Origin of the sequence: Streptomyces durbertensis (assembly GCF_014156695.1) — a bacterium.
Taxonomy (GTDB): Bacteria; Actinomycetota; Actinomycetes; order Streptomycetales; family Streptomycetaceae; genus Streptomyces; species Streptomyces durbertensis.
Genome location: NZ_WMLF01000034.1, coordinates 1 through 22,472 on the forward strand (window position 1 = coordinate 1; position 22,472 = coordinate 22,472).

Sequence of the window (22,472 nt, forward strand, 5' to 3'; positions counted from 1 at the left end):
TTGCCGGCCTGCCGCTGGAGGTCCGCCTCTACCTCCCGGCGGAGTTGGAGACGCTCCCCGCCCCGGCGCCGCCCGCGTCACCCGCCCCCGGCTCACCGCCGCCCGCGTCACCGGGGCCGGGGCCCCGGCCGGAGCTGGCGCTGTCGGGCCGGCCCGCGCCCGAGGCGCCCGGTTGCCGTCGCGCCGGCCGGGTGGGGTCGTGAGCGGCCCCGCGCCCTCCGCGCCGCCGCCTGCCGCGGCCCCGCGGGTGGTGGTGGTCATGGGCGTCACCGGTACGGGCAAGACGACCGTCGGCCGGCTGCTCGCGGAACGGCTCGGTGTGCCCTTCGCCGACGCGGACGACCTCCACCCGCCGGCGAACATCGCGAAGATGAGCCGCGGAACACCGCTGGAGGACGCGGACCGGTGGCCCTGGCTGGACGCTGTCGGCCGCTGGGCGGCCGCCCGGGGGGACACGGGTGTCGTGGTCGGCTGCTCGGCGCTGAAACGGTCCTACCGGGACCGGCTGCGCGCCGCCGCGGGCCGCTCGCCCGGCGGGCTGTTCTTCCTGCATCTCCACGGCGACCCCGCGCTGCTCACCGCGCGTCTCACCGGCCGGCGGGGCCATTTCATGCCGCCTGCCCTGCTCGCCTCACAACTCGCCGTGCTCGAACCGCTGGAGCCGGACGAGGCGGGAGCCGAACTGGACGTGTCGGCCGGCCCCGCGGTGCTGGCCGCCCGCGCCGCCGCGGCCGTGCACCCGGGCTGACCCTCGCCGGACGAGTCGGCTGACCCTCGCCGTGCGCCCCGGCTGACCTTCGCCGGACGAGTCGGCGGCCGGCAGGTTAACGGCGTCGGGAAAGGAGGTTAATTCCGGGCGTGGTCACACCGGTTGGTCGTTCGTAGATCCGTTGTTAACCCGCCGTTGCCACGACGTTGGGCCATTCAGCCGGTTGCGGCTCTAACGTCGGCGACGTGCCCTCACCTACCGATACCGAGCGCGGCGAGCAATCCTGGCGGATCGCCGTTCTCGCCGATTCCGACACCCGCTGGAAATGGGGCGGGCTGACCGCCCAGCGCCTCGTTCCCGACGTCGACCCGACCGTCGGCGTCGACGGCCTCCTGCTGCGCGGACGGGCCACCCCGACCCCGCGTCAGCTGCGCGAAGTCGGCGTGGCCGCGGCCTCGTTGCGCGAGGTGACGGTGCCGGAGTTCCTGTCGGTGGCGGGCGAGTACGACCTGGTCGTGCTCTCCTGCGTCGGCGGCACGGTGCAGGCGATGCTGCACGGCCTGGCGCACCGCTGGAATTCCGCTCCCAAGGAGAACGGGCCGCGTCCGGTACTGGTCACCGGATATGTCGGAGTCGTCTACGAAAAGCTCACCGACGGCCTTCTGCTGCGCAGCGGCGCCGATCTGGTGCTGGCGAACTCCCGGTCGGACGCCGAGCGTTTCCGTTCCGTTTACCGCGGCGTCGGCGCGGCGCCGGAATCCGTTGTGGAATGCGCCCTCCCGTTTCTCGGTGGGAAGCCGTACGCGCCGGATCCGGCACGTCCGTTCACCGTCACCTTCGCCGTGCAGCCGTCGGTGCCCGGGGACCGGGAAGGCCGGCTGTACCTGCTCAACCGGGCCGTCGAGCACGCCAGGCGGCACCCCGACCGCCAGGTGCTCATCAAGCTGCGCAGCAAGCCCGGCGAGCAGACCACGCACGTGGAGGAGCTGCCCTACCAGCGGCTCGCCGAGCGACTGCCGGGCGGCCTGCCGGCCAACTGCCGTCTGGTCTACGGACACATGGGCGAGGTGCTCGACGGCACCGACCTGCTGGTGACCGTCAGCTCCACCGCCGCGCTGGAGTCGCTGCACCGGGGCATCCCGACGGGAGTCCTCACCGACCTGGGCATCCGGGAGTCGCTGGGCAACCACCACTTCGTCGGCTCGGGCTGCCTGGTCTCCTGGGACGAGCTCGACGGGGGCCGGCTGCCGGCCCCCGACCCGCTGTGGACGGCCCGGCACGGGGTGGTCTCCGACAGCCCCTACGAGGCCGCCTTCGACGCCGCCCGCGACCGCGTCGCCGAACTGCTCGGACGCGCCGAACTGCCGCCCATAGCGCCCTACTACACGCCCACCACCGCGCCCGGCTACCTGCCCGGAGTGCTGGCCCGGCACGGTCTCGAACCGGACGGCGCCCCGCGTGTGGAGCCGCCCGAGGCCCGCCCCACGGCCGTGTCCGCCGTGCGCCGCGCAGCCCGTGACGCCGTCCGCCGCGCCGCGCGCGGCGCCTACCGGCACGGCGTGCAGCGCGTCGCGCCCGTCATCCGCCGCATGGGGCAGCTGTGAACGCCCGCGTCCACACCCGCCGAAGCCCTTCCTCCAGTCCGCCGCAAGGAGCAGCCGTGCCCCCGACCGTCCTCGCCGTCATCCCCGCCCGGGGCGGCTCCAAGGGCGTGCCCGCCAAGAACCTCGCGCCGGTCGGCGGTGTGCCGCTGGTCGCCCGCGCGGTGCGGGAGTGCCTGGCCGCCCGGCACGTGACCGCCGTGGTCGTCTCGACCGACGACAACAACATCGCCGAGGCGGCCAGGGCCGCCGGCGCCGAGGTCGTCGAGCGGCCGACCGTCCTCTCCGGCGACACCGCCACCAGCGAGTCCGCCGTGCTGCACGCCATGGACGTCTACGAGGCGCGCTACGAGACCGAGGTGGACGTCGTCCTGCTCGTCCAGTGCACCAGCCCGTTCCTGACCGCCGACGAGATCGGCCGGGTGGCCGGCGCGGTCGCCGAGGACGGCGGCGCCGACAGCGCGCTGGCGGTGGCGCCCTTCCACGGCTTCCTCTGGCGCACCGGCGACGGCACCGGCACCGGCGACGGCACCGGTACCGGCACCGCCGACACCGAGGCCAACGGGGGCACCGCCGGCGGCCCCGGCGCGCACGGCGTCAACCACGACAAGGCGCACCGCCCCCGCCGCCAGGACCGCCCGCAGGACCTGCTGGAGACCGGCGCCGCCTACGCCATGGCCGCCCCCGGGTTCCGCGCCGCCGGGCACCGCTTCTTCGGCCGCACCGACCTGATCCTCACCGACCCCGCCCGGGTGCTGGAGGTCGACGACCCGCACGACCTCGCCCGGGCCCGCGCGCTCGCCCCGCTGCTGGACGCCGAGCCGTCCGCCGCCCTGCCCGGCCGGGACGAGATCGAGGCCGTCGTCCTGGACTTCGACGGCACCCAGACCGACGACCGGGTGCTGATCGACTCCGACGGCCGGGAGTTCGTCGCCGTCCACCGGGGCGACGGCCTGGGCATCGCCGCGCTGCGCCGCGCGGAGTTCAAGCTGCTGATCCTCTCCACCGAGGAGAACCCGGTCGTCGCCGCCAGGGCCCGCAAGCTGCGGCTGCCCGTGCTGCACGGCGTCGACCGCAAGGACCTCGCGCTCAAGCAGTGGTGCGAGGAGCAGGGCGTCTCCCCGGAGCGGGTGCTGTACGTCGGCAACGACGTCAACGACCTGCCGTGCTTCGACCTTGTCGGCTGGCCGGTCGCGGTGGCCGGCGCGCACGACGTCGTACGCGCCGCCGCACGCGCCGTCACCACCACGGAAGGCGGCTACGGCGCCATCCGGGAGATCGCCTCCTGGCTGCTCGGGCCGTCCCTCGACGGCGTCCCCGCCGGCGACCGGCCCACCGGCAGCCACCCCTGACGGGCCCCACAGGACCACTGCCGCACGGCCACCGTCCACCCGTCGCAGAACCACCCACCCTCACACGTCCCACCATCACGAAGGAACTCCTGAGATGACAGCAAACGCCGGACACCGTCTCCGCACCCTCGGCAGCAAGACCGCCGGCCCCGGCCGCCCGGTCTACGTCACCGGCGAGATCGGCATCAACCACAACGGCGACCTGGAGAACGCCTTCGCCCTGATCGACGCCGCCGCCGACGCCGGCTGCGACGCGGTCAAGTTCCAGAAGCGCACCCCCGAGGTCTGCACCCCGCGCGACCAGTGGGAGATCGAGCGCGACACCCCCTGGGGCCGGATGACCTACATCGACTACCGGCACCGCGTGGAGTTCGACGAGGACGGCTACCGGGCCATCGACGAGTACTGCAAGAAGCGCGGCATCGACTGGTTCGCCTCCCCCTGGGACGTCGAGTCCGTCGCCTTCCTGGAGAAGTTCGACGTCCCCGCGCACAAGGTCGCCTCCGCCTCCCTCACCGACGACGAGCTGCTGCGCGCCCTGCGCGCCACCGGCCGCACGGTCATCCTGTCGACCGGCATGTCCACGCCGCGCCAGATCCGGCACGCCGTGGAGGTGCTCGGCAGCGACAACATCCTGCTCTGCCACGCCACCTCGACCTACCCCGCCAAGGCCGAGGAACTGAACCTCCGGATGATCCACACCCTCCAGGCCGAGTACCCGAACGTGCCGATCGGCTACTCCGGCCACGAGACCGGCCTCCAGACGACGCTGGCCGCCGTCGCCCTCGGCGCCGTCTTCGTCGAGCGCCACATCACCCTGGACCGCGCGATGTGGGGCTCCGACCAGGCCGCCTCCGTCGAGCCGGGCGGCCTGCAGCGCCTGGTGCGCGACATCCGCACCATCGAGGCATCCCTCGGCGATGGCGTGAAGAAGGTCTACGACAGCGAGCTGGGCCCGATGAAGAAGCTGCGCCGCGTCCCGGGCGTCGTCGCGGAGACCGAGGCCGCCGAGGCCGCGGGCACCGCCGAGCGCGAGCCCGCACGGGTCTGACATGACCGCGGCCACCGCCCCGCCGGACGGGGACGTCCTCGCGTTCGTCGAGAGCCCGGTGCAGCTCCTCAACGTGCTGGAGTGGGCGCACCGGTCGGGACACGGCAACCCCGCCGTCCCCGGTGACGAGCGGGCGGGTGTGCTCCCGGAACCCTCCCCGTCCGGCCTGACGGTGGTGGTGCTCGCCCCGCACGACCCCATGACACGCGGGCAGCTGCGCCGCATGGCGCAGCTCGCCCGCGACGAGGGGCACCACGTGGAGTGGGCCCAGGCGCGCGGCGGCGCGCTGGCCCCGCTCCGCACGATCGCCACCCTGGCCGGGCCGCTGCGCCGCGCGAGGCGCCTGGCCATAGGCGACCCCTTCTCCCGCTACGTGCAGCTCCTGCTCACCCTGGCCCGGCCCACGGCGGAGCTGACCGTCGTCGACGACGGCACCGCCACGATGGAGTTCGTCGGCCAGCTCGCCCGGGGGGAGCGGCTCGTCCGGTGGCACCGCAAGGGCGCGCGCGGGCCGCGCGCGCTGCTCTTCGCGCCGGTCGCCGCGATGGCCCGAAGACGGCTGCGCCCGGGGGAGGGGCGGGAGGTCGAGGTGTTCAGCGCGATGCCGGTCCAGGCCCCGGCCCGGGTGCGGACGACGGTCAACGAGTTCGCCTGGACCAGGGCCAGGTTCGGGCCGCCGACGGTGGCCAGGGGCACCGACATGGTGGGCACCTCGCTGGTGGAGACCGGCGTCGTCGACGAGGAGCGCTACCTGGAGGCCGTCCGCTCCCTCGCCCGCGCGCACGGCGCGACCCGCTACTTCGCCCACCGCCGGGAGAGCACGGCCAAGCTCCACCGGGTGGCCACCGAGGCGGGCCTTGAGGTCGTCCGCCCCGACCTGCCGCTGGAACTCGTCGCGCGGCGCGGGCCGATCGGACGTACGATCCTGAGCTTCCCGTCGACCGTGGTGCACACCCTGCCGCTGGCGCTCACCGGGACGGGCGTCCGGGTGGCCGTCTGCGACGTGGACCCGGCGTGGCTCACCGCCCGGGCCTCGCCCCGGGCGAGCGGCTTCCTCGCCGCCGTCACCGGCACCGCGAGCGGCGCCCAGCGCCTGCCGTCGGGCCCGGCCGCCGCGGCCTCCTGACCCCCGCCGCCGGCTGCGGCCCTGACCGGCCGGGGCCTGCCCGGCGGACCGCCTTGGGTGGGGGCGCGGCGTCCGGCGCCCGCGCCGTTCCCTTTCGGAGCCCGGAGCCCGGAGCCCGGCCGGAAGGCGCCGCGGCGGAGCACGGAATCGACGTGGTGGGGCGCCCGTCCGGAAGGTCGGGGGAGAGGCGGGCCGCGGCGACGCCGCTCCGGCCCGCCGGACAGATCCCTGATCCACGGGTGACCGGCCGGTCACCCGCCCGGCGTGCGCCCCGGCCGCCGGGGGCGTACCATCCGCCGCCCAGGCGGGGACTCCCGTCCGCCGCCAAGGGCCGGCTTGCCAGGGGACCGGCTCCCGGCCGGATCCGTCCCACGCCCGTGCTGGGGAGCCGATGACCGACGGACCTTGCGCGCCCGCTCGCGGCGCCCAGCCGCGCCTCGCACAGCTGCGCGAGGAGTGAGTAAACCCTTGGGCATACCCATCTGAGTATGGACGTATGCGCCAGGGGTAGGGGCGAATTTTCGCCTGTGTGGCTTAACTTTCCATGATCACCTCACGGGAGGCACCCGAAAGGGCATACGCTGACTTGGGTGAGCCAACTGCTGTCGCCCCAGTCCAGCACTCGGACCGCCGACGAGACGGCGCTGCCCGGCATGGTGAGTGTGCCGCTGCGCAGCGAACTCATCGCGTTCCGGCGGGACTTGCACATGCACCCGGAGCTGGGCCACCAGGAGTTCCGAACCACCGCCGCGATCAGGGCGCGCCTGGAGCGCGCCGGTCTGCGCCCGCGCGTACTCAACAGCGGGACGGGGTTGATCTGTGACGTTCATCCCCTTCCGGACGGCGGCAACGACCGAGGGGACGACGGCGCGGAGGACGGCGGGCGGCCGATGCTCGCGCTGCGCGCCGACATCGACGCGCTCCCCATCCCCGACACCAAGACCGTGCCCTACCGCTCCACCGTGCCCGACCGGGCGCACGCCTGCGGGCACGACGTGCACACCACCGTGGTGCTCGGCGTCGGCCTCGTGCTGGCCGACCTGGCCCGCAAGGGCCAGCTGCCGCACCCGGTGCGGCTGCTGTTCCAGCCCGCCGAGGAGGTGCTGCCCGGCGGCGCCACCGACGCCGTGGAGAGCGGCGCCCTGGAAGGCGTCGGGCGCATCCTCGCGCTGCACTGCGACCCCAAGGTGGACGCCGGCAGGATCGGCCTGCGCACCGGGCCGATCACCTCGGCCTGCGACCGGCTGGAGATCAGCCTCACCGGCGCCGGCGGCCACACCGCGCGCCCGCACCTGACCACCGACCTGGTCACCGCCGCCGCGAAGGTGGCCACCGAGGTCCCCGCGCTGCTGGCGCGCCGCGTCGACACCCGCTCCGGGCTCGCGCTGACCTGGGGGCGGATCAGCTCGGGCCACACCTGCAACGTCATCCCGCAGCACGCCGAGCTGTCCGGCACGATCCGCTGCCTCGACCTGCCCGGCTGGCGTGCCGCGCCGGACCTGGTGCACGCCGCCGTCGACGAGGTCGCCGCGCTGCACCAGGCGAAGTCGGAGATCAACTACATCCGGGGCGTCCCGCCGGTGGTCAACGAGGCGGAGAGCACGGAGCTGTTGCACGACGCGATGGCCGTGCGCTTCGGCGCCCACGCCGTCGAGTCCACCGAACAGAGCCTGGGCGGCGAGGACTTCTCCTGGTACCTGGAGCGAGTGCCGGGCGCGATGGCCCGGTTGGGTGTGCGCCGCCCCGGCGACCAGGTGCCGCGCGACATCCACCAGGGCGACTTCGACGTGGACGAGAACGCCATCGCCGTCGGCGTCGAACTCCTCACCGCCGCCGCCCTCCTCGACGCCCGCCGCGGCTGACCGCGCCGCTGGTTGTTCCGCCGCCCGCCCCGCCGTCCTCCCGGCGCCGGGGCGGACCGCGGTCCGGGCTGCGGCGGCCCGCTTCGGCACCCGTCGGACAGGCCCTGCCGCACCCGTCCGATATCCGGGGTCACGGGCGGTGAATCCGGACCCACGGAAGGGTAAACACCGAATCGATAACGGACCCCATCCAGGGCTTTACCTGACATCTACGCGCGTTACTCTGAGCCGGAGGCCAGCGCCGGAAGAGGCGCTTCCGAGAGTCGAAGGAGACCTCCTCTTGCGTCGGGTATCCAAGCTTGCCGCCGCGGTCACCGCCACCGCGGCCCTCGCGCTCACCACCGCGGCCTGCGGTAACAGCAGCTCCACCGGTTCCGGCTCCAGCGACGACAAGGGCGCGGCCATCGCGTACGACGTCGGCGGCCGTGGCGACCAGTCCTTCAACGACGCGGCCTACACGGGTCTCGAGCGTGCCAAGAAGGAGTTCGGCTTCAAGGGCGCCGACCAGGAGCCCTCGGACGGCGAGGCGGACGCCGACAAGGTGAACCGCCTCAACGAGCTGGCCCGCCAGGGTTACAACCCGGTGATCGGCGTCGGCTTCGCCTACGCGCACGCCGTGAAGGAAGCCGCGGAGCGCAACCCCAAGACGACGTTCGGTCTGGTCGACGACGCGACCGTCGAGGGCGACAACATCGTCAACATGGTCTTCAGCGAGGAGCAGGGCTCCTACCTCGCGGGCGTGGCCGCCGCCAAGGCGACCAAGTCCAAGGTCGTCGGCTTTGTCGGCGGCGTGGAGATCCCGCTGATCAAGAAGTTCGAGGCCGGCTTCCTGCAGGGCGTCCAGGACACCGACAAGTCGGTCAAGGTCCGCCGCCAGTACCTGAGCCAGCCGCCGAACTTCGACGGCTTCACCAAGCCGGACCTCGGCAAGGAGGCCGCCAACGGCCAGCTCGACGCCAACGCGGACGTGATCTACCACGCCGCCGGCCTCGCGGGCCAGGGTGTCATCGAGGCCGTCGCGGCCAAGGACAAGTGGGTCATCGGCGTCGACTCCGACCAGTACGAGCAGAAGGCGCTGGCGAAGTACAAGGACAACATCCTCACGTCGATGACCAAGGGTGTCGCCGACGCGGTGTACGACCTGATCAAGAACGTCCAGGAGGACAACGTCAAGGGCGGCGTCCTGCGCTACGACCTGGAGGGCGACGGAGTGGCGCTGGCCAACTCCAACCCGGAGTTCCAGAACATGAAGGACATCCAGGACGCGGTGAAGAAGGCCCGTGACGGCATCATCGCCGGGGACATCAAGGTCAACACCACTCCCTGAGCCCGTCCCTGAGTGAGCCGGACTCCCGCGAGTCCAGTACGCTCCCGTGCGAGCGAGTGACAGGCCCGGCCCCGACCGGAGGAACGCTTCTCCTCCGGTCACCGGCCGGGTCTGTCCTTAAGCAAAAGCTCTACGCGCGTAGCGTCCCTTCGGGCGCGATAGCGTCGCCAACGCCCACCCCGCCAAGCCGCTCCTTCCCCGAGGAGAGTGCACCATCAACGCGTCCAGCAGCCCGCCCGCCGTAGAGCTGGCGGGAATCACCAAACGTTTCCCCGGCGTCGTCGCCAACCACGACATCCACCTGACGGTCCACAAGGGCACCGTCCACGCGATCGTCGGCGAGAACGGCGCGGGGAAGTCGACCCTGATGAAGATCCTCTACGGCATGCAGAAGCCGGACGAGGGCACGATCACCATCGACGGCGAACAGGTCAGCCTGGGCAGCCCCGGTGAGGCGATCGACCGCGGCATCGGCATGGTGCACCAGCACTTCATGCTCGCCGACAACCTCACCGTGCTGGAGAACACCGTTCTCGGCAGTGAGGGACTGCACGGCATCGGCTCCGCCGCCCGCCGCAAGATCCAGGAGATCTCCGACAGCTACCACCTGGGCGTCCGCCCGGACGTGATGGTGGAGGACCTGGGCGTCGCCGACCGCCAGCGCGTGGAGATCCTCAAGGTCCTCTACCGCGGCGCCCGGACCCTCATCCTCGACGAGCCGACCGCCGTGCTCGTGCCGCAGGAGGTCGACGCGCTCTTCGCGAACCTGCGCGAGCTCAAGGCCGAGGGCCTGACCGTCATCTTCATCTCCCACAAGCTGGGCGAGGTGCTGAGCGTCGCCGACGACATCACCGTCATCCGGCGCGGTACCACGGTCGCCTCGGTCAAGCCGGCGGACGTCACCACCAGGCAGCTCGCCGAGCTGATGGTGGGCAGCGAGCTGCCCACCCCCGAGACCCGCGAGTCCACGGTCACCGACCGGCCCATGATCGAGGTGTCCGGCCTCAGCCTCTACGCCAGCGATCCCGACCACGGCCGCCGCGCGGTGCTGGACGGCATCGACTTCACCATCCACGAGGGCGAGGTGCTCGGCCTCGCCGGCGTCGAGGGCAACGGCCAGACCGAGCTGATCGACGCGCTCATCGGCACCCGCCACGCCGACGAGGGCACCATCCGCCTCGGCGGCGAGGAGATCACCGCGTGGGCCACCCGGCGCCGGCGTGAGGGCGGCATCGGCTACATCCCCGAGGACCGGCACCGGCACGGCCTGCTGCTGGAGGCCCCGCTCTGGGAGAACCGCATCCTCGGCCATGTCACCGAGGAGCCCAACAGCAGGGGCTTCTGGCTGAACCCCAAGGCGGCCAAGCAGGACACCGAGCGCATCGTCGAGGAGTACGACGTCCGCACGCCCGGTATCGACGTCACCGCCGCCTCGCTGTCCGGCGGCAACCAGCAGAAGCTGATCGTCGGCCGCGAGATGAGCCACCATCCGCGTTTCCTGATCGCCGCGCACCCCACCCGGGGTGTGGACGTCGGCGCGCAGGCGCAGATCTGGGACCAGATCCGGGAAGCCCGCCGCGAGGGCCTGGCGGTCCTGCTCATCTCCGCCGACCTCGACGAGCTGATCGGCCTGTCCGACACACTGCGCGTCATCTACCGGGGCAAACTCGTCGCCGACGCGGACCCCGCCACGATCACTCCCGAGGAGCTGGGCTCCGCCATGACCGGCGCCGCGTCCGGCCACCTGGAGGCCGACACCGCCCCGCAGGACGACGCGACGGGGGAAGAGGACCGATGAAGAAGTTCGACAGCGAGCGGCTCACCCTGGCCGCCGCCGGCCCGGTGCTCGCGATCAGCGTCGCCGTGCTGCTCACCTCGATGGTGCTGCTGGTCACCGGCAACAACCCGGTCGAGCCGTACGTGCTCATGATCGAGTACGCCGGCAACATCGACATCCAGGTGCTGATCGTCAACCAGGCCACCACGTACTACATCGCGGCCCTCGCGGTGGCGGTCGGCTTCCGGATGAACCTGTTCAACATCGGCGTCGACGGCCAGTACCGCCTCGCCGCGATGATCGCCGCCGTGGTCGGCGCGTCGGTCACGCTGCCCTCGGTGCTGCACGTCCTGCTGATCATGGTCGTGGCCGCGCTGGTCGGTGCCTTCTGGGCCGGCATCGCGGGCATCCTCAAGACCAGCCGGGGTGTCAGCGAGGTCGTCTCGACGATCATGCTGAACGCCATCGCCACCTCGGTGATCGCCTACCTCATCCTCCCCGCGCAGCTCGGTGAGGCGGTCGGCAACAACCTCACCACCGGGCAGATCCCGGAGTCCGGCTGGTTCCCGAACTTCGAGACCGAGGGCGGCGCCGTCTACGGCTTCATCGTGATCGCCGCGCTGCTCGGCGTCGCCTACTGGGTCGTGCTCAACCGCACCCGCTTCGGCTTCGACCTGCGCGCCACCGGCGCCAGCCAGAGCGCCGCCGCGGCCAGCGGCGTCGACGCCAAGCGCATGGTGCTGACCAGCATGCTGATCTCCGGCGCCATCGCCGGCCTGGCCGGCATGCCGGTGCTGCTCGGCAGCTCGCACACCTACAGCCTGGACTTCCCCGCCGGCATCGGCTTCACCGGCATCACCATCGCCCTCCTGGGCCGCAACCACCCCGTCGGCATCGCGTTCGGCGCGCTCCTCATCGCCTTCCTCGACAAGGCCTCGGCCACCCTCGACTACAACGGGTACGAGAAGGAGATCGCCACGATCATGCAGGGCCTGATCGTGATCGCCGTCGTCGTCAGCTACGAGGCCGTGCGTCGCTACGGCCTCCGCCGCCAGCAGCAGCGCGTCGGCGAGGAACTCGCCGCCGCCGCGGCCGGGAACGGCGAGAACACCAAGGAGGCCTCGGCATGAGCACCGCCCTCACCCAGGCACCCACCGCGAAGCGCAAGCCCTTCGGCAGCCGCCGGCCCACGCTCGCCGAGTGGATGCTGATCATCGCGGCCGGCCTCGCGCTGTTCTCGCTCGTCCGCATCATCACCGGCGCCAACGGCGTCACCTCCACCGGCCAGGTCTCCGCCGCGCTGCGGCTGGCCGTCCCCATCGGCCTCGCGGGCCTCGGCGGCCTGTGGGCCGAACGCGCCGGCGTCATCAACATCGGCCTCGAGGGCATGATGATCCTCGGCACCTGGTTCGGTGCCTGGGCCGGTGTCCAGTGGGGCCCGTGGACCGGCGTGGTCATGGGCATCGTCGGCGGCGCCCTCGGCGGACTGCTGCACGCGATCGTCACCGTCAGCTTCGGCGTCAACCACATCGTCTCCGGTGTGGCGATCAACATCCTCGCCGTCGGTGTGACCCGCTACCTCTCCAGCTTCACCTTCGCCGACATGGAGGGCGGCACGGTCAAGCAGTCGCCCGCGATCGACCCGATCGCCACGATCACCGTGCCCTGGCTCTCCGAGAAGATGCAGGAACTCAACGGCAAACACTGGTTCTTCGTCTCCGACCTCGCCGGCTTCATCGGCGGTGTGACGACCAACCTGTCGCTGCTGACCATCGTCGCGCTGGCACTCGTGCCGCTCACCTGGTGGGTGTTGTGGCGGACCGCCTTCGGCCTGCGGCTGCGCTCCTGCGGTGAGAACCCGACCGCCGCCGAGAGCCTCGGCGTCAACGTCTACAAGTACAAGTACATCGCGGTCATCATCTCCGGCGGCTGCGCCGGCCTCGGCGGCGTCTTCCTCGCCGAGGTCGCCTCCAGCATCTACCAGGAGGGCCAGACCGGAGGCCGCGGCTACATCGGCCTCGCCGCGATGATCTTCGGTAACTGGATGCCGGGCGGACTCGCCCTCGGCGCCGGCCTCTTCGGCTACGCCGACAGCCTCAACCTGCGCGGCGGCGGCGAGAACGTGCACGCGCTGCTCCTGCTGCTGACGATCCTGCTCGTACTGGCCGTCGCCTGGCAGCTGTGGCGCCGCAAGTACGTGCCGGCGGTCATCACCGCGGCGGTCGCCGCCGGGCTGTTCGTCTGGTACCTGGCCGTCGACGAGGTGCCCAGCCAGTTCGTCTCCGCCGCCCCGTACGTGGCCACGCTGCTGGTCCTGGCACTGTCGGCGCAACGTCTGCGGATGCCCAGGTCGCTCGGCCAGGCCTACCGGAAGGGCGAAGGCAAGTGACGCCCGGCCACCACCAGGCGGCGGAGGCGGCCTTCGACTGGGAGGCGCTGCGCAAGTCCGCCCGGGACGCCATGTCCCGGGCGTACGCCCCCTACTCCGGCTTCCCCGTGGGCGCCGCCGCCCGCGTCGACGACGGCCGCACGGTCAGCGGCTGCAACGTCGAGAACGCCGCCTACGGCGTCGCCCTCTGCGCCGAGTGCGGACTGGTGTCCGACCTCGTCGCCGGGGGCGGCGGCCGCCTCACCCACTTCACCTGCTGCGACCGCGCCGGCAACATCCTGATGCCGTGCGGCCGCTGCCGACAGCTGCTGTGGGAGCACGGCGGACCGGCCCTCCTCGTCGACGCCACCGACGGGGTCCGCCCGCTCGCCGAACTCCTGCCCGACGCGTTCGGTCCCACCGACCTCACCGAACGCTGACCCCGGTGCCGGGCGTCCCGCCCGGCACCGAAGCGGGGCCGCCGAGCCGGAACACCGCCGCTCGCACCGCCCCGAGCTCACCGCCGCCCGTACCGCGAGGAGAACCGTGGACGTCATCTCCGTCATCCGTGCCAAGCGCGACCGCCAGACCCTGACCCCCGAGCAGATCGACTGGGTCATCGACGCCTACACCCGCGGCACGGTCGCCGACGAGCAGATGTCCGCGCTCGCCATGGCCATCCTGCTCAACGGCATGGACCGCGCGGAGATCAGCCGCTGGACCGCCGCGATGATCAACAGCGGCGAGCGGATGGACTTCTCCTCCCTGCCCCGCCCCACCGCCGACAAGCACAGCACCGGCGGCGTCGGCGACAAGATCACGCTGCCGCTCGCCCCGCTCGTCGCCGCCTGCGGCGCGGCCGTGCCCCAGCTCTCCGGCCGGGGCCTCGGCCACACCGGCGGCACGCTCGACAAGCTGGAGTCCATCCCCGGCTGGCGCGCCCTGCTCTCCAACGCCGAGATGATGGACGTCCTGCGGGACGTCGGCGCCGTCATCTGCGCCGCCGGCGACGGCCTCGCCCCCGCCGACAAGAAGCTCTACGCGCTCCGCGACGTCACCGGCACCGTCGAGGCCATCCCGCTGATCGCCAGCTCCATCATGTCCAAGAAGATCGCCGAGGGCACCGGCTCGCTGGTGCTCGACGTCAAGGTCGGCTCCGGCGCCTTCATGAAGAACGTCGAGGACGCCCGCGAGCTCGCCAGCACCATGGCGGCCTCGGCACCGACCACGGCGTCAAGACCGTCGCGCTGCTCACCGACATGTCCACGCCGCTCGGCCTCACCGCCGGCAACGCGCTGGAGGTCCGCGAGTCCGTCGAGGTACTGGCCGGCGGCGGCCCCGCCGACGTCGTCGAACTGACCGTCGCGCTGGCCCGCGAGATGCTCGACGCGGCCGGCCTGCCGGACGCCGACCCCGCCGCCGCCCTCGCCGACGGCCGCGCGATGGACGCCTGGCGCCGCATGATCGCCGCGCAGGGCGGCGACCCGGACGCCAAGCTGCCCGTCGCCCGCGAACAGCACGTCGTCACCGCCGAGTCCACCGGCCGCCTCACCCGACTCGACGCCTACGGCGTCGGCGTCGCCGCCTGGCGCCTGGGCGCCGGCCGCGCCCGCAAGGAGGACCCGGTCCAGGCCGGCGCCGGCGTCGAACTCCACGCCAAGCCCGGCGACGAGGTCACCGCCGGACAGCCGCTGATGACCCTGCACACCGACACCCCCGAGGCGTTCGACTACGCCCTCGCCGCGCTCACCGACGCCGTCGAGATCGGCGGAGACCACACCCCGCCGCCCCTGGTCATCGACCGCATCGCCTGACCCCCACCGGTTCCCCCTCAAACCCCTTGCGGCCCGGCGCCAAGGCCCGGAGGCCGTCGACAGCTCCCCGCCAGTCGACACCCCCAGGCCAGGCCCGGGCCGCAAGGCTCTCCGCACGCCGACTCCCGCGAGCACCGCCCGCCCACGGCAGCGGTGGTGCGCCGCGTCACCTGATGTCGTGGATGTTGTGCTCGGAGAGGTCTGACGCATGGCGAGCGAGGGTGCGGTAGTCCGCGTCATCGTGGAGAACGGTCAGACCGTGGTGGGCAGCGGTGGCGGCGATGACGAGGTCCACCGCCGACGCACTGCGGTGTTCGCCTACCCGGGCCATCCGGTGTTGTACCGCACCCACCCAGCGCCCGGCGTGCTTGGGTACGGAGGCGTCGGGATAGAGGTCCCGGAACATCTCGTCGATCTCGTCGTACTCGCGGCTGTCACGGGCGCTGTAGAGGAACTCGGCGCGCTGCGGGTAACAGGAAGCGATGGCTCCGGCATTGATCGCGTCGTACCAGGCTGATTGCAGGGCGGGATCGCGGAGCAGGCGAACGAGACCCGAAGTGTCGAGCAGGTACATCACCGCGCGTGCTTCTCCACCTGGTGCATACGCTCAGCGTCCTCGACCGCGCCCCACTCGCGGGCGCGCTCGAAGTGGCGACCGATCCGTGCCGCCCGTTCCTGCTGCTCGGCGTAGTAGCGGAGGGCGAGATTGACCGCTTCCTTCTTGGTCTTGGCCTTGGAAAGGCTCATGGCGCGCTCTAGAGCATCGTCATCGAGGTCGATCTGCGTCACGGACATCGCGAGCCTCCCTGCCAATGTTGGTCGTACACATTCGAGCATACATCCCCAACATGCACTGTGCCTCTCTCGACCGGAGCTCGCCGTGACGAGCGCACCGACCGGAGGGGCGGACGACACGCGCCGGACGGCCGCACTGCGGCAGCGGACTCAGCCTTTCCCCGAGCCCCTTGCGGCTCGTCGACAGCTCTCCGCCACTCGACAGCCCGGCGCGGCCCGGGTCGCAACGCCGTTGCGAGGCCGTTTTTCCACTCACTGGCTGGAATCGGCTCCTCTCGCCCCGCGGCAAGGTGTCGGCTTTCCTACTTCTTTGACACAATCGATGCCATGACGGAATCGACGTACGGCATCGGCGAGGGACCGGCCACTCGGGTAAGCCTGTCGCTTCCCGAAGGCACAGCCGAGGCGATTCGGGAGAGAGTCGGCAAACGCGAGTTCTCCGCCTTCGTGGCGGAGGCTGTGGAGCGCGAGCTGCGTGGCCAGATCCTGGACGAGTACCTGGCCGACTGCGAGCGCCGCGACGGACCGGTCTCCCCGGAGGCGCGTCAACGGGCGCGTCAGGTGTTCGACGAGCTTCTGAGCGAGGGCGGTGAGGAGTGGCCCGTCGCAAGTTGAGCCACAACGGGACGCTTGTGCTCGATTGCGAGGGGCTGTCGAAGCTGCTGACCGGAGACGAGTCGGTCGTCGCACTGGTGGGAGAGGCCAGACAGCGAGGCGTGGAGACGGTCATCTGCGCGCTCACCATCATCGAGGCGGTCCATGGTGGCACTCACCCTGCACGCCTCGCGTGGGTGCTGTCCGGACTGAGGGTTGTCGCGGTGGGGGAGGAAGAGTCCAAGGCCGCCGCCACACTTCTGGCCGGTGCCGGGCTCCACGGTCACAAGTACGCCATCGACGCGGCGGTCGCCGCCGTCGCTCTGCGACAGCGGCGACCCGTACTACTGGCAACTTCGGACATCGATGACATGAGCAAGCTCTGCGGCGACCACGTCCGGCTGGTCGCCGTATGACGGGCCGCCGCAGCGGAGGCCGAGGACGAGCGGCCGCCGCCGCGATGGCGGCGGGGCTCAGGCCGTCGCCGGGACGGGGGTCGCCGCTCGTGCGGCGACTCGGGTGGCGTAGAGGGTGATGCCGGCGGCGGCGACCAGGGACGCGCCGCAGAGGGCGACCGTCGCGGACCAGCCCGCCGCCGCGTAGGCGAGGGCGCCGAGCGTGCCGCCCAGGGAGGCGCCCAGGTAGTAGGCCATCTGGTACAGCGCGGAGGCCTGGGCGCGGCCCTCGGTCACCGTCCGGCTCACCGCGCTGGACGCGGTGGCGTGACCGGCGAAGAAGCCCGCCGTGATGAGGACCAGGCCCGTCAGTACGGCCGCCAGGGAACCGGCCGTGGTCAGCAGCAGCCCGACCGCCGTCGTGGTGATCGCCACGTACAGCGTGCCGCGCCGGCCGAAGCGGCCGACCATCCGGCCCGCGCCCGCCGAGGAGGCCGTGCCGACCAGGTACACCACGAAGATCGAGCCGACGAGGCCCTGCGAGAGGCCGAACGGTTCGGCCACCAGCCGGTAGCCGATCACCGTGTAGATCGCGCCGAACACCGACATGAACAGCATGCCCAGCAGGTACAGCCGGCGCAGCAGCGGCGTGCCGAGGTGGCCGCGCACGACCCGCACCAGGTGCGCCGGGCGCAGCGGCGCCGGGGTGAAGTTGCGCGGGGCCGGCGCCAGCAGCCGGTACGCGACCGCGCAGACCAGTGCCAGCAGCGCCACGGCCAGCAGCGCCGCCCGCCAGCCCCAGCCCTCCGCGACCCAGCCGGTGAGGATGCGGCCGGTCATCCCGCCGACGCTGTTGCCCGCCACGAACAGGCCGATCGCCCCGATGAGCGCCTTGCGCGGCAGCTCCTCCGAGAGGTACGCCATCGCGGAGGCCGGGATGCCGGCGATCGCCACGCCCTGCACGATCCGCAGCGCGATCAGCGTCCGCAGGTCGGGGGCGAGCGGCAGCAGCAGCGCGACGCCCACCGCGACCGACACCGAGACCGTCATCATCCGTCGCCGGCCGAACCGCTCGGACAGCATGCTCAGCGGGAGCACGCTCAGCGCGAGTGCGATCGTCGTCGCCGACACCGTCCAGCTCGCCTGGTCCGGTGTCACCGCGAAGTCCGCCGACAGCGCCGGCAGCAGCGCCTGCGTGGAGAAGAGCAGGGCGAAGGTGGCGAGCCCGATCGCGAACAGCGCGAGGTTGACGCGGCGCGGGCTCGGGGAGGTGGCGGGTGACTCGGGAAACGGCGGAGCAGAGGCACCCGAGGTGACGGGTGCCCCGGTATCAACGGAAGGCATGGCACCGAAACTACGCACACCGGTTTCATGCGTCCAATGCACAAAACCGCGATAATCGATGCTGTCACGCATAATCGCAGTTGAGGGGCGTCAGTGTCACCATCTCGCAACAACAAAGACATGTCGGCAACATCACCCGTAGCCGAGATCGACCCCGACTCCTGGGCGGCTCTGCTCACCCCGCGCCTCGCCCAGTTCGCCGGTGTCGCCCGGCACGAGCACGTGACCCGGGCGGCCGGTGAGCTGATGGTGCCGCAGTCCACGCTCAGCCGGGCGATGGCCCGACTCGAAGCCGACCTCGGCGTCTCGCTGTTCGCCCGCCGGGGCCGGACCGTCCAGCTCACCCCGGCCGGGCGGCGCTTCCTCGGCTCGGTGGAGAAGGCGCTCGCCGCCGTCGAGCAGGCCGCCGAGGCGGTCCGCGCGGACGCCGACCCGACCACCGGCAAGGTCGCCTTCGGCTTCCTGCACACCCTCGGCTCGGAGACGGTACCCGCCCTCATCCGCACCTTCCGCGTCGACCACCCCAAGGTGCGGTTCGCCCTCGTGCAGAACTACGGCGAGGCGATGCTGGAACGGCTGCGCGCCGGCGAACTCGACCTCTGCCTCACCTCACCCGTCCCCGACGAGCCCGACCTGGTCGCCCGCCGCCTCGACGAGCAGCGGCTGCGCCTGGTCGTCCCCGAGGACCACCGGCTCGCCCGCCGCAAACGCATCCGGCTCGCCGAGGCCGCCGACGAACCGTTCATCACCCTCGAACCCGGCTACGGCATGCGCCGCATCTCCGACGCGCTCTGCGCCGAGGCCGGCTTCAAGCCGCGCATCGCGTTCGAGGGCGAGGAGGCGGAGACGCTGCGCGGGCTGGTCGCCGCCGGCCTCGGCGTCGCGCTGCTGCCGCCGCCGACCGTCGAACGCCCCGGTGTGCGCGAGTTGACGGTGACCGCGCCGCGCGCGGTCCGGGAGATCGGCCTCGCCTGGCTCGACGGCCACCCCGACACCCCGCCGGTCGCCGCCTTCAAGTCCTTCCTCCTCAGCCGCCGAGGCCAACTCCTCGCCTGACGCCTTTGGTTGGAAAGGCCCTGCGGGCGTGTCACCCCGGGTGGCGGCCGAAGCCGGCGGCCAGCGGCATGCGCAGGCCGAGTGGGGGAGGGGCGGCGAAGGCGTCGTGCAGGGGGCGGCAGAAGTCCCGGTCGCAGAGGGCGCCGAGGACGAAGTCCTGCGCGAGGGCGAGGACTTCGGCGCGGCGGTGGCGCAGTGCGTGGCGGTCGGTGTGCACTTCGAAGCGGCAGACCTCGGCGTTGGTCTTCTTCGCGCGCTCGGCGAGCCGGAAGGAAAGCTCCGGATCGGTGTGCCGGTCGTCGGTGCCGTGCGCCAACAGCACACGCTTGCCGATGAGTTGGCGTACCGGCTCCTCGGGCGCCTCCGGTAGCCAGGGGCCCAGTGCCAGCACCGAGTCGACCGCCGGGTGTCCGGCGGCGCGCAGCGCGGCGCGGGCGCCGGAGTCGAAGCCGGCCAGGCACACCGGTATGTCGCCGTACCGGCGGACGACCTCGTCCGCCGCCCACGCGGCGTCCGCGACGGGAGACGCCTCCTCGCCGTTCCATCCCCGGAAGCGGTACCGCACCACGTGGGCGACCAGCAGTTCGCCGGCCTCCTCGCCGCCGACGAGGCGCCGCGCCAGGGCGTCCGCGCGCAGCAGGGAGAGGCGGGAGACGGGGCGCGACGAGTGGGGTCCGCCACCGCCGGGAAGCACGAGCACAACTCCGTGTACGGGGCCGTGGGCGCCGATCGGGCGTCCCAGCCGGGCACTCCGCACGGGCAACGCATGCTGAGGCATGGGAGAACGATGACAGAAGCGCGGGTATACGGAACGTACGCGCTGTCACCGTTTGGTATCGAAGTCCGGGCAGCGGCGGCCGGCCGGCGGCCGGGTCGATCGCCCCGGCGCGTCCCGGCGGGAGACCGGGCCCGCCGGGGTCGCTGTCTACGCGCGTAGGTACTACAGTGCTGTGATGACGAGCGACACCACCATCCCCACCGAGGACCAGATCCGCCGCGCCCCGAAGGTGCTCCTGCACGACCACCTCGACGGCGGGCTGCGTCCGGCGACGATCATCGACATCGCCCGGGAGACGGGCTACGACGGCCTGCCGGAGACCGAGCCCGAGGCGCTCGGCACGTGGTTCCGGGACGCGGCCGACTCGGGTTCGCTGGAGCGGTACCTGGAGACGTTCAGCCACACCTGCGCCGTGATGCAGACGCGGGACGCGCTGTTCCGGGTGGCCGCCGAGTGCGCCGAGGACCTGGCGGAGGACGGCGTCGTCTACGCCGAGGTGCGGTACGCCCCCGAGCAGCACCTGGAAGGCGGGCTGACCCTGGACGAGGTCGTCCAGGCCGTCAACGAGGGCTTCCGGGAGGGTGAGCGGCGGGCCCGCGAGGCCGGTCGGCGCATCCGGGTCGGCGCGCTGCTGACGGCGATGCGGCACGCGGCCCGCGCGCTGGAGATCGCGGAGCTGGCCAACAAGTACCGCGACCAGGGCGTGGTCGGCTTCGACATCGCCGGCGCCGAGGCGGGCCACCCGCCCACCCGCCACCTGGACGCGTTCGAGTACCTCAAGCGGGAGAACAACCACTTCACCATCCACGCCGGCGAGGCGTTCGGCCTGCCGTCGATCTGGCAGGCGCTGCAGTGGTGCGGCGCCGACCGGCTGGGTCACGGCGTGCGGATCATCGACGACATCAAGGTCGCCGAGGACGGCTCGATCGAGCTGGGCCGGCTCGCCTCCTACGTGCGGGACAAGCGCATCCCGCTGGAGCTGTGCCCGACCTCCAACCTCCAGACCGCCGCCGCCTCCTCGTACGCCGAGCACCCCATCGGGCTGCTGCGCCGGCTGCGGTTCCGGGCGACGGTCAACACCGACAACCGGCTGATGAGCGGTACCAGCATGAGCCGGGAGTTCGGCCACCTCGTCCACACGTTCCACTACACGCTCGACGACATGCAGTGGTTCACCGTCAATGCGATGAAGTCGGCGTTCATTCCTTTTGATGAACGTCTCGCCATGATCAACGACGTGATCAAGCCCGGCTATGCCGAGCTGAAGTCGGAGTGGCTGTTCCAGCAGGCGGCCACCGAGCGGGCCGTGACCAGCGACTCCGCCCGCTACCAGGGCTGAGTGGGGACGATCGGTGGCCGGCGGCGGCACGCGCCGCCGGCCACCGATCGCCGGGGCCGCCCGGCCCAGCCGGGCGTTTTGGTGTTTGCGGCCGTGTGCGGAGGGTGACTAGGTTCGGCGCCGCACACGCCCTGTCTCCGGTTTGAGGACGTAAGCCGCATGAAGCACGGAACGATCAAGACGCTCGGCGTCGCCGCCGCCGGCGCCGCGATGGCCGCCGGAACGGCCGGTACGGCAGCCGCCGCCGAGGACCTCCACACCGGACGGCAGTTCGCGAACATCGCCGCCGACACCACGAACATGACCGTCGAGGACTCCGCCATGGACCTCCCGGCGAACGTGGCGCGCGCCGCCCACGCCACCACCGGGGCCCTCGACCGGGCCGAGCGTCGGGCCGAGGAGCAGGGGCACGAGAAGCGGCAGGGTCTCACGGACCGGCTGCTCGGCGGGCTGCCGCTCAGGAGCGGACTGCCGATCGGCTCGGAGGTGCCGGTGGTCAGCGACCTGCCCGTCGTCGGCGGAGCCGCCGGTGGCAGCGGCAACATGTCCACGAGCCTCAAGGGCGACCTCGCCGGCGGCGGCCTGCCGATCGACGGCGTGCCGTTGGACGGCGGACTGCCGGTCGGCGGCCTGCTCTGAGCGTCCCGTCCGGTCGGCGGTAGGGCGCCGACGGGCGGTGGCGCACACCTGACGGCGAGGCCGCGCACGGGCGTCGGGCGCACGCGCGCGGCGGCCGTCGCGGTCCTCGCCGTCTTCCGATCCTCCCCGTGGTCAGGCCCACGGGGAGTTCACCAGGCGCTGCGCTGGGTCCGCTCGTCCGGCATGAGCACCCACAGCGCGAGGTACAGCACGAACTGCGGCCCCGGCAGCAGGCAGGAGAGCAGGAAGACCACCCGCATCGTGGTGGCGGAGACCCCGAAGCGGCGGGCCAGGCCGGCACAGACGCCGGCGATGACGCGGCCTTCGCGGGGGCGGGTGAGTGCGGCCATGGGAGCGCTCCTTCACGAGACGGCACCGGGCGGTACCGGGATGCGCGCGGTCGCGCACCCTCTGCCTCAAACGTACGGAGTGCTCCCGTTTGTGACATCCGTCCTCGGGGCGATCCGCACCCTGGCCCGGCTCGGGGTCAGACCCTGAGGGACACCGAACGCCGACCCCCCGGCACGCGACGGCCCGGCCCCGCC

At 72.3% G+C, this 22,472-nt stretch carries 21 protein-coding genes and 2 pseudogenes; 18 read left to right on the forward strand and 5 right to left on the reverse strand.

Annotated features, from left to right (window positions below):
- The 13 genes and pseudogenes from GL263_RS28190 to GL263_RS04115 form a co-directional block, all read left to right on the forward strand.
- Positions 1-203, forward strand: a pseudogene (locus GL263_RS28190) (hypothetical protein); the annotation flags it as partial.
- 56 nt (positions 204-259) lie between these two features.
- A complete protein-coding gene (locus GL263_RS04060; protein ID WP_182854189.1) occupies positions 260-748 on the forward strand; it encodes a gluconokinase in 489 nt (162 codons plus the stop codon).
- Positions 749-954: 206 nt separating this feature from the next.
- Complete coding sequence (locus tag GL263_RS04065; protein WP_182854172.1) at positions 955-2,313, forward strand: DUF6716 putative glycosyltransferase; 1,359 nt, start codon at positions 955-957, stop codon at positions 2,311-2,313.
- A 56-nt stretch (positions 2,314-2,369) separates the two neighbouring features.
- On the forward strand, positions 2,370-3,662 hold the full coding sequence (locus tag GL263_RS04070) for a cytidylyltransferase domain-containing protein (protein ID WP_182854173.1): 1,293 nt from the start codon (positions 2,370-2,372) through the stop codon (positions 3,660-3,662).
- Positions 3,663-3,756: 94 nt separating this feature from the next.
- A complete protein-coding gene (locus GL263_RS04075; RefSeq protein ID WP_182854174.1) occupies positions 3,757-4,713 on the forward strand; it encodes an N-acetylneuraminate synthase family protein in 957 nt (318 codons plus the stop codon).
- Between the two features lies 1 nt (position 4,714).
- Positions 4,715-5,839: a hypothetical protein gene (locus tag GL263_RS04080; RefSeq protein WP_182854175.1), complete on the forward strand. Its 1,125-nt coding sequence runs from the start codon at positions 4,715-4,717 to the stop codon at positions 5,837-5,839.
- A gap of 653 nt (positions 5,840-6,492) precedes the next feature.
- The gene (locus GL263_RS04085; protein ID WP_182854190.1) at positions 6,493-7,701 is read left to right on the forward strand and encodes an amidohydrolase; all 1,209 of its coding nucleotides are present in this window, start codon (positions 6,493-6,495) and stop codon (positions 7,699-7,701) included.
- A gap of 280 nt (positions 7,702-7,981) precedes the next feature.
- Positions 7,982-9,028 carry a BMP family lipoprotein gene (locus GL263_RS04090; RefSeq protein WP_182854176.1) on the forward strand — a complete coding sequence of 349 codons (1,047 nt, stop codon included), beginning with the start codon at positions 7,982-7,984 and terminating at the stop codon, positions 9,026-9,028.
- A 214-nt stretch (positions 9,029-9,242) separates the two neighbouring features.
- Entirely contained in the window at positions 9,243-10,826 is a 1,584-nt protein-coding gene (locus tag GL263_RS04095) for an ABC transporter ATP-binding protein (protein ID WP_182854191.1), read from the forward strand.
- The gene (locus tag GL263_RS04100; RefSeq protein WP_182854177.1) at positions 10,823-11,935 is read left to right on the forward strand and encodes an ABC transporter permease; all 1,113 of its coding nucleotides are present in this window, start codon (positions 10,823-10,825) and stop codon (positions 11,933-11,935) included. Before GL263_RS04095 ends, GL263_RS04100 begins: the two co-directional genes overlap by 4 nt.
- Positions 11,932-13,194: an ABC transporter permease gene (locus tag GL263_RS28195; RefSeq protein ID WP_182854178.1), complete on the forward strand. Its 1,263-nt coding sequence runs from the start codon at positions 11,932-11,934 to the stop codon at positions 13,192-13,194. Before GL263_RS04100 ends, GL263_RS28195 begins: the two co-directional genes overlap by 4 nt.
- Positions 13,191-13,613: a cytidine deaminase gene (locus GL263_RS04110; RefSeq protein WP_182854179.1), complete on the forward strand. Its 423-nt coding sequence runs from the start codon at positions 13,191-13,193 to the stop codon at positions 13,611-13,613. The genes GL263_RS28195 and GL263_RS04110 overlap by 4 nt, the downstream gene beginning before the upstream one ends.
- Positions 13,614-13,719: 106 nt before the next feature.
- A pseudogene (locus tag GL263_RS04115) lies at positions 13,720-14,987 on the forward strand (thymidine phosphorylase).
- A gap of 166 nt (positions 14,988-15,153) precedes the next feature.
- Here GL263_RS04115 and GL263_RS04120 read toward each other — a convergent pair.
- Both GL263_RS04120 and GL263_RS04125 read right to left on the reverse strand, forming a co-directional pair.
- Positions 15,154-15,564, reverse strand: a complete 411-nt coding sequence (locus tag GL263_RS04120; RefSeq protein WP_182854180.1) for a PIN domain-containing protein — start codon at positions 15,562-15,564, stop codon at positions 15,154-15,156.
- Positions 15,561-15,782: a type II toxin-antitoxin system VapB family antitoxin gene (locus GL263_RS04125; RefSeq protein WP_182854181.1), complete on the reverse strand. Its 222-nt coding sequence runs from the start codon at positions 15,780-15,782 to the stop codon at positions 15,561-15,563. The genes GL263_RS04120 and GL263_RS04125 overlap by 4 nt, the downstream gene beginning before the upstream one ends.
- Before the next feature lie 327 nt (positions 15,783-16,109).
- Here GL263_RS04125 and GL263_RS04130 point away from each other — a divergent pair, with 327 nt between their 5' ends.
- Together GL263_RS04130 and GL263_RS04135 are read left to right on the forward strand one after the other, a co-directional pair.
- Entirely contained in the window at positions 16,110-16,397 is a 288-nt protein-coding gene (locus GL263_RS04130; RefSeq protein ID WP_182854182.1) for a hypothetical protein, read from the forward strand.
- Positions 16,379-16,792 carry a DNA-binding protein gene (locus GL263_RS04135; RefSeq protein WP_182854183.1) on the forward strand — a complete coding sequence of 138 codons (414 nt, stop codon included), beginning with the start codon at positions 16,379-16,381 and terminating at the stop codon, positions 16,790-16,792. The genes GL263_RS04130 and GL263_RS04135 overlap by 19 nt, the downstream gene beginning before the upstream one ends.
- Positions 16,793-16,849: 57 nt before the next feature.
- Here GL263_RS04135 and GL263_RS04140 read toward each other — a convergent pair whose 3' ends face one another.
- Positions 16,850-18,115, reverse strand: a complete 1,266-nt coding sequence (locus tag GL263_RS04140) for an MFS transporter (RefSeq protein ID WP_182854184.1) — start codon at positions 18,113-18,115, stop codon at positions 16,850-16,852.
- Positions 18,116-18,235: 120 nt separating this feature from the next.
- Between GL263_RS04140 and GL263_RS04145 the strand changes: the two genes are divergently transcribed.
- The gene (locus GL263_RS04145; protein ID WP_182854185.1) at positions 18,236-19,171 is read left to right on the forward strand and encodes a LysR family transcriptional regulator; all 936 of its coding nucleotides are present in this window, start codon (positions 18,236-18,238) and stop codon (positions 19,169-19,171) included.
- A 31-nt stretch (positions 19,172-19,202) separates the two neighbouring features.
- On the opposite strand, the gene GL263_RS04150 is transcribed toward GL263_RS04145, so the two are convergent.
- Positions 19,203-19,949 carry an alpha/beta hydrolase gene (locus GL263_RS04150; protein WP_182854186.1) on the reverse strand — a complete coding sequence of 249 codons (747 nt, stop codon included), beginning with the start codon at positions 19,947-19,949 and terminating at the stop codon, positions 19,203-19,205.
- Between the two features lie 175 nt (positions 19,950-20,124).
- Here GL263_RS04150 and GL263_RS04155 point away from each other — a divergent pair, with 175 nt between their 5' ends.
- Positions 20,125-21,288 (forward strand): adenosine deaminase, encoded by a 1,164-nt coding sequence (locus tag GL263_RS04155; protein WP_182854187.1) that lies wholly within the window; start codon positions 20,125-20,127, stop codon positions 21,286-21,288.
- Positions 21,289-21,447: 159 nt separating this feature from the next.
- Positions 21,448-21,927: a hypothetical protein gene (locus GL263_RS04160; RefSeq protein ID WP_182854188.1), complete on the forward strand. Its 480-nt coding sequence runs from the start codon at positions 21,448-21,450 to the stop codon at positions 21,925-21,927.
- 149 nt (positions 21,928-22,076) lie between these two features.
- On the opposite strand, the gene GL263_RS04165 is transcribed toward GL263_RS04160, so the two are convergent.
- Positions 22,077-22,277: a PspC domain-containing protein gene (locus GL263_RS04165; protein ID WP_143646627.1), complete on the reverse strand. Its 201-nt coding sequence runs from the start codon at positions 22,275-22,277 to the stop codon at positions 22,077-22,079.
- Between the last annotated feature and the right edge of the window lie 195 nt (positions 22,278-22,472).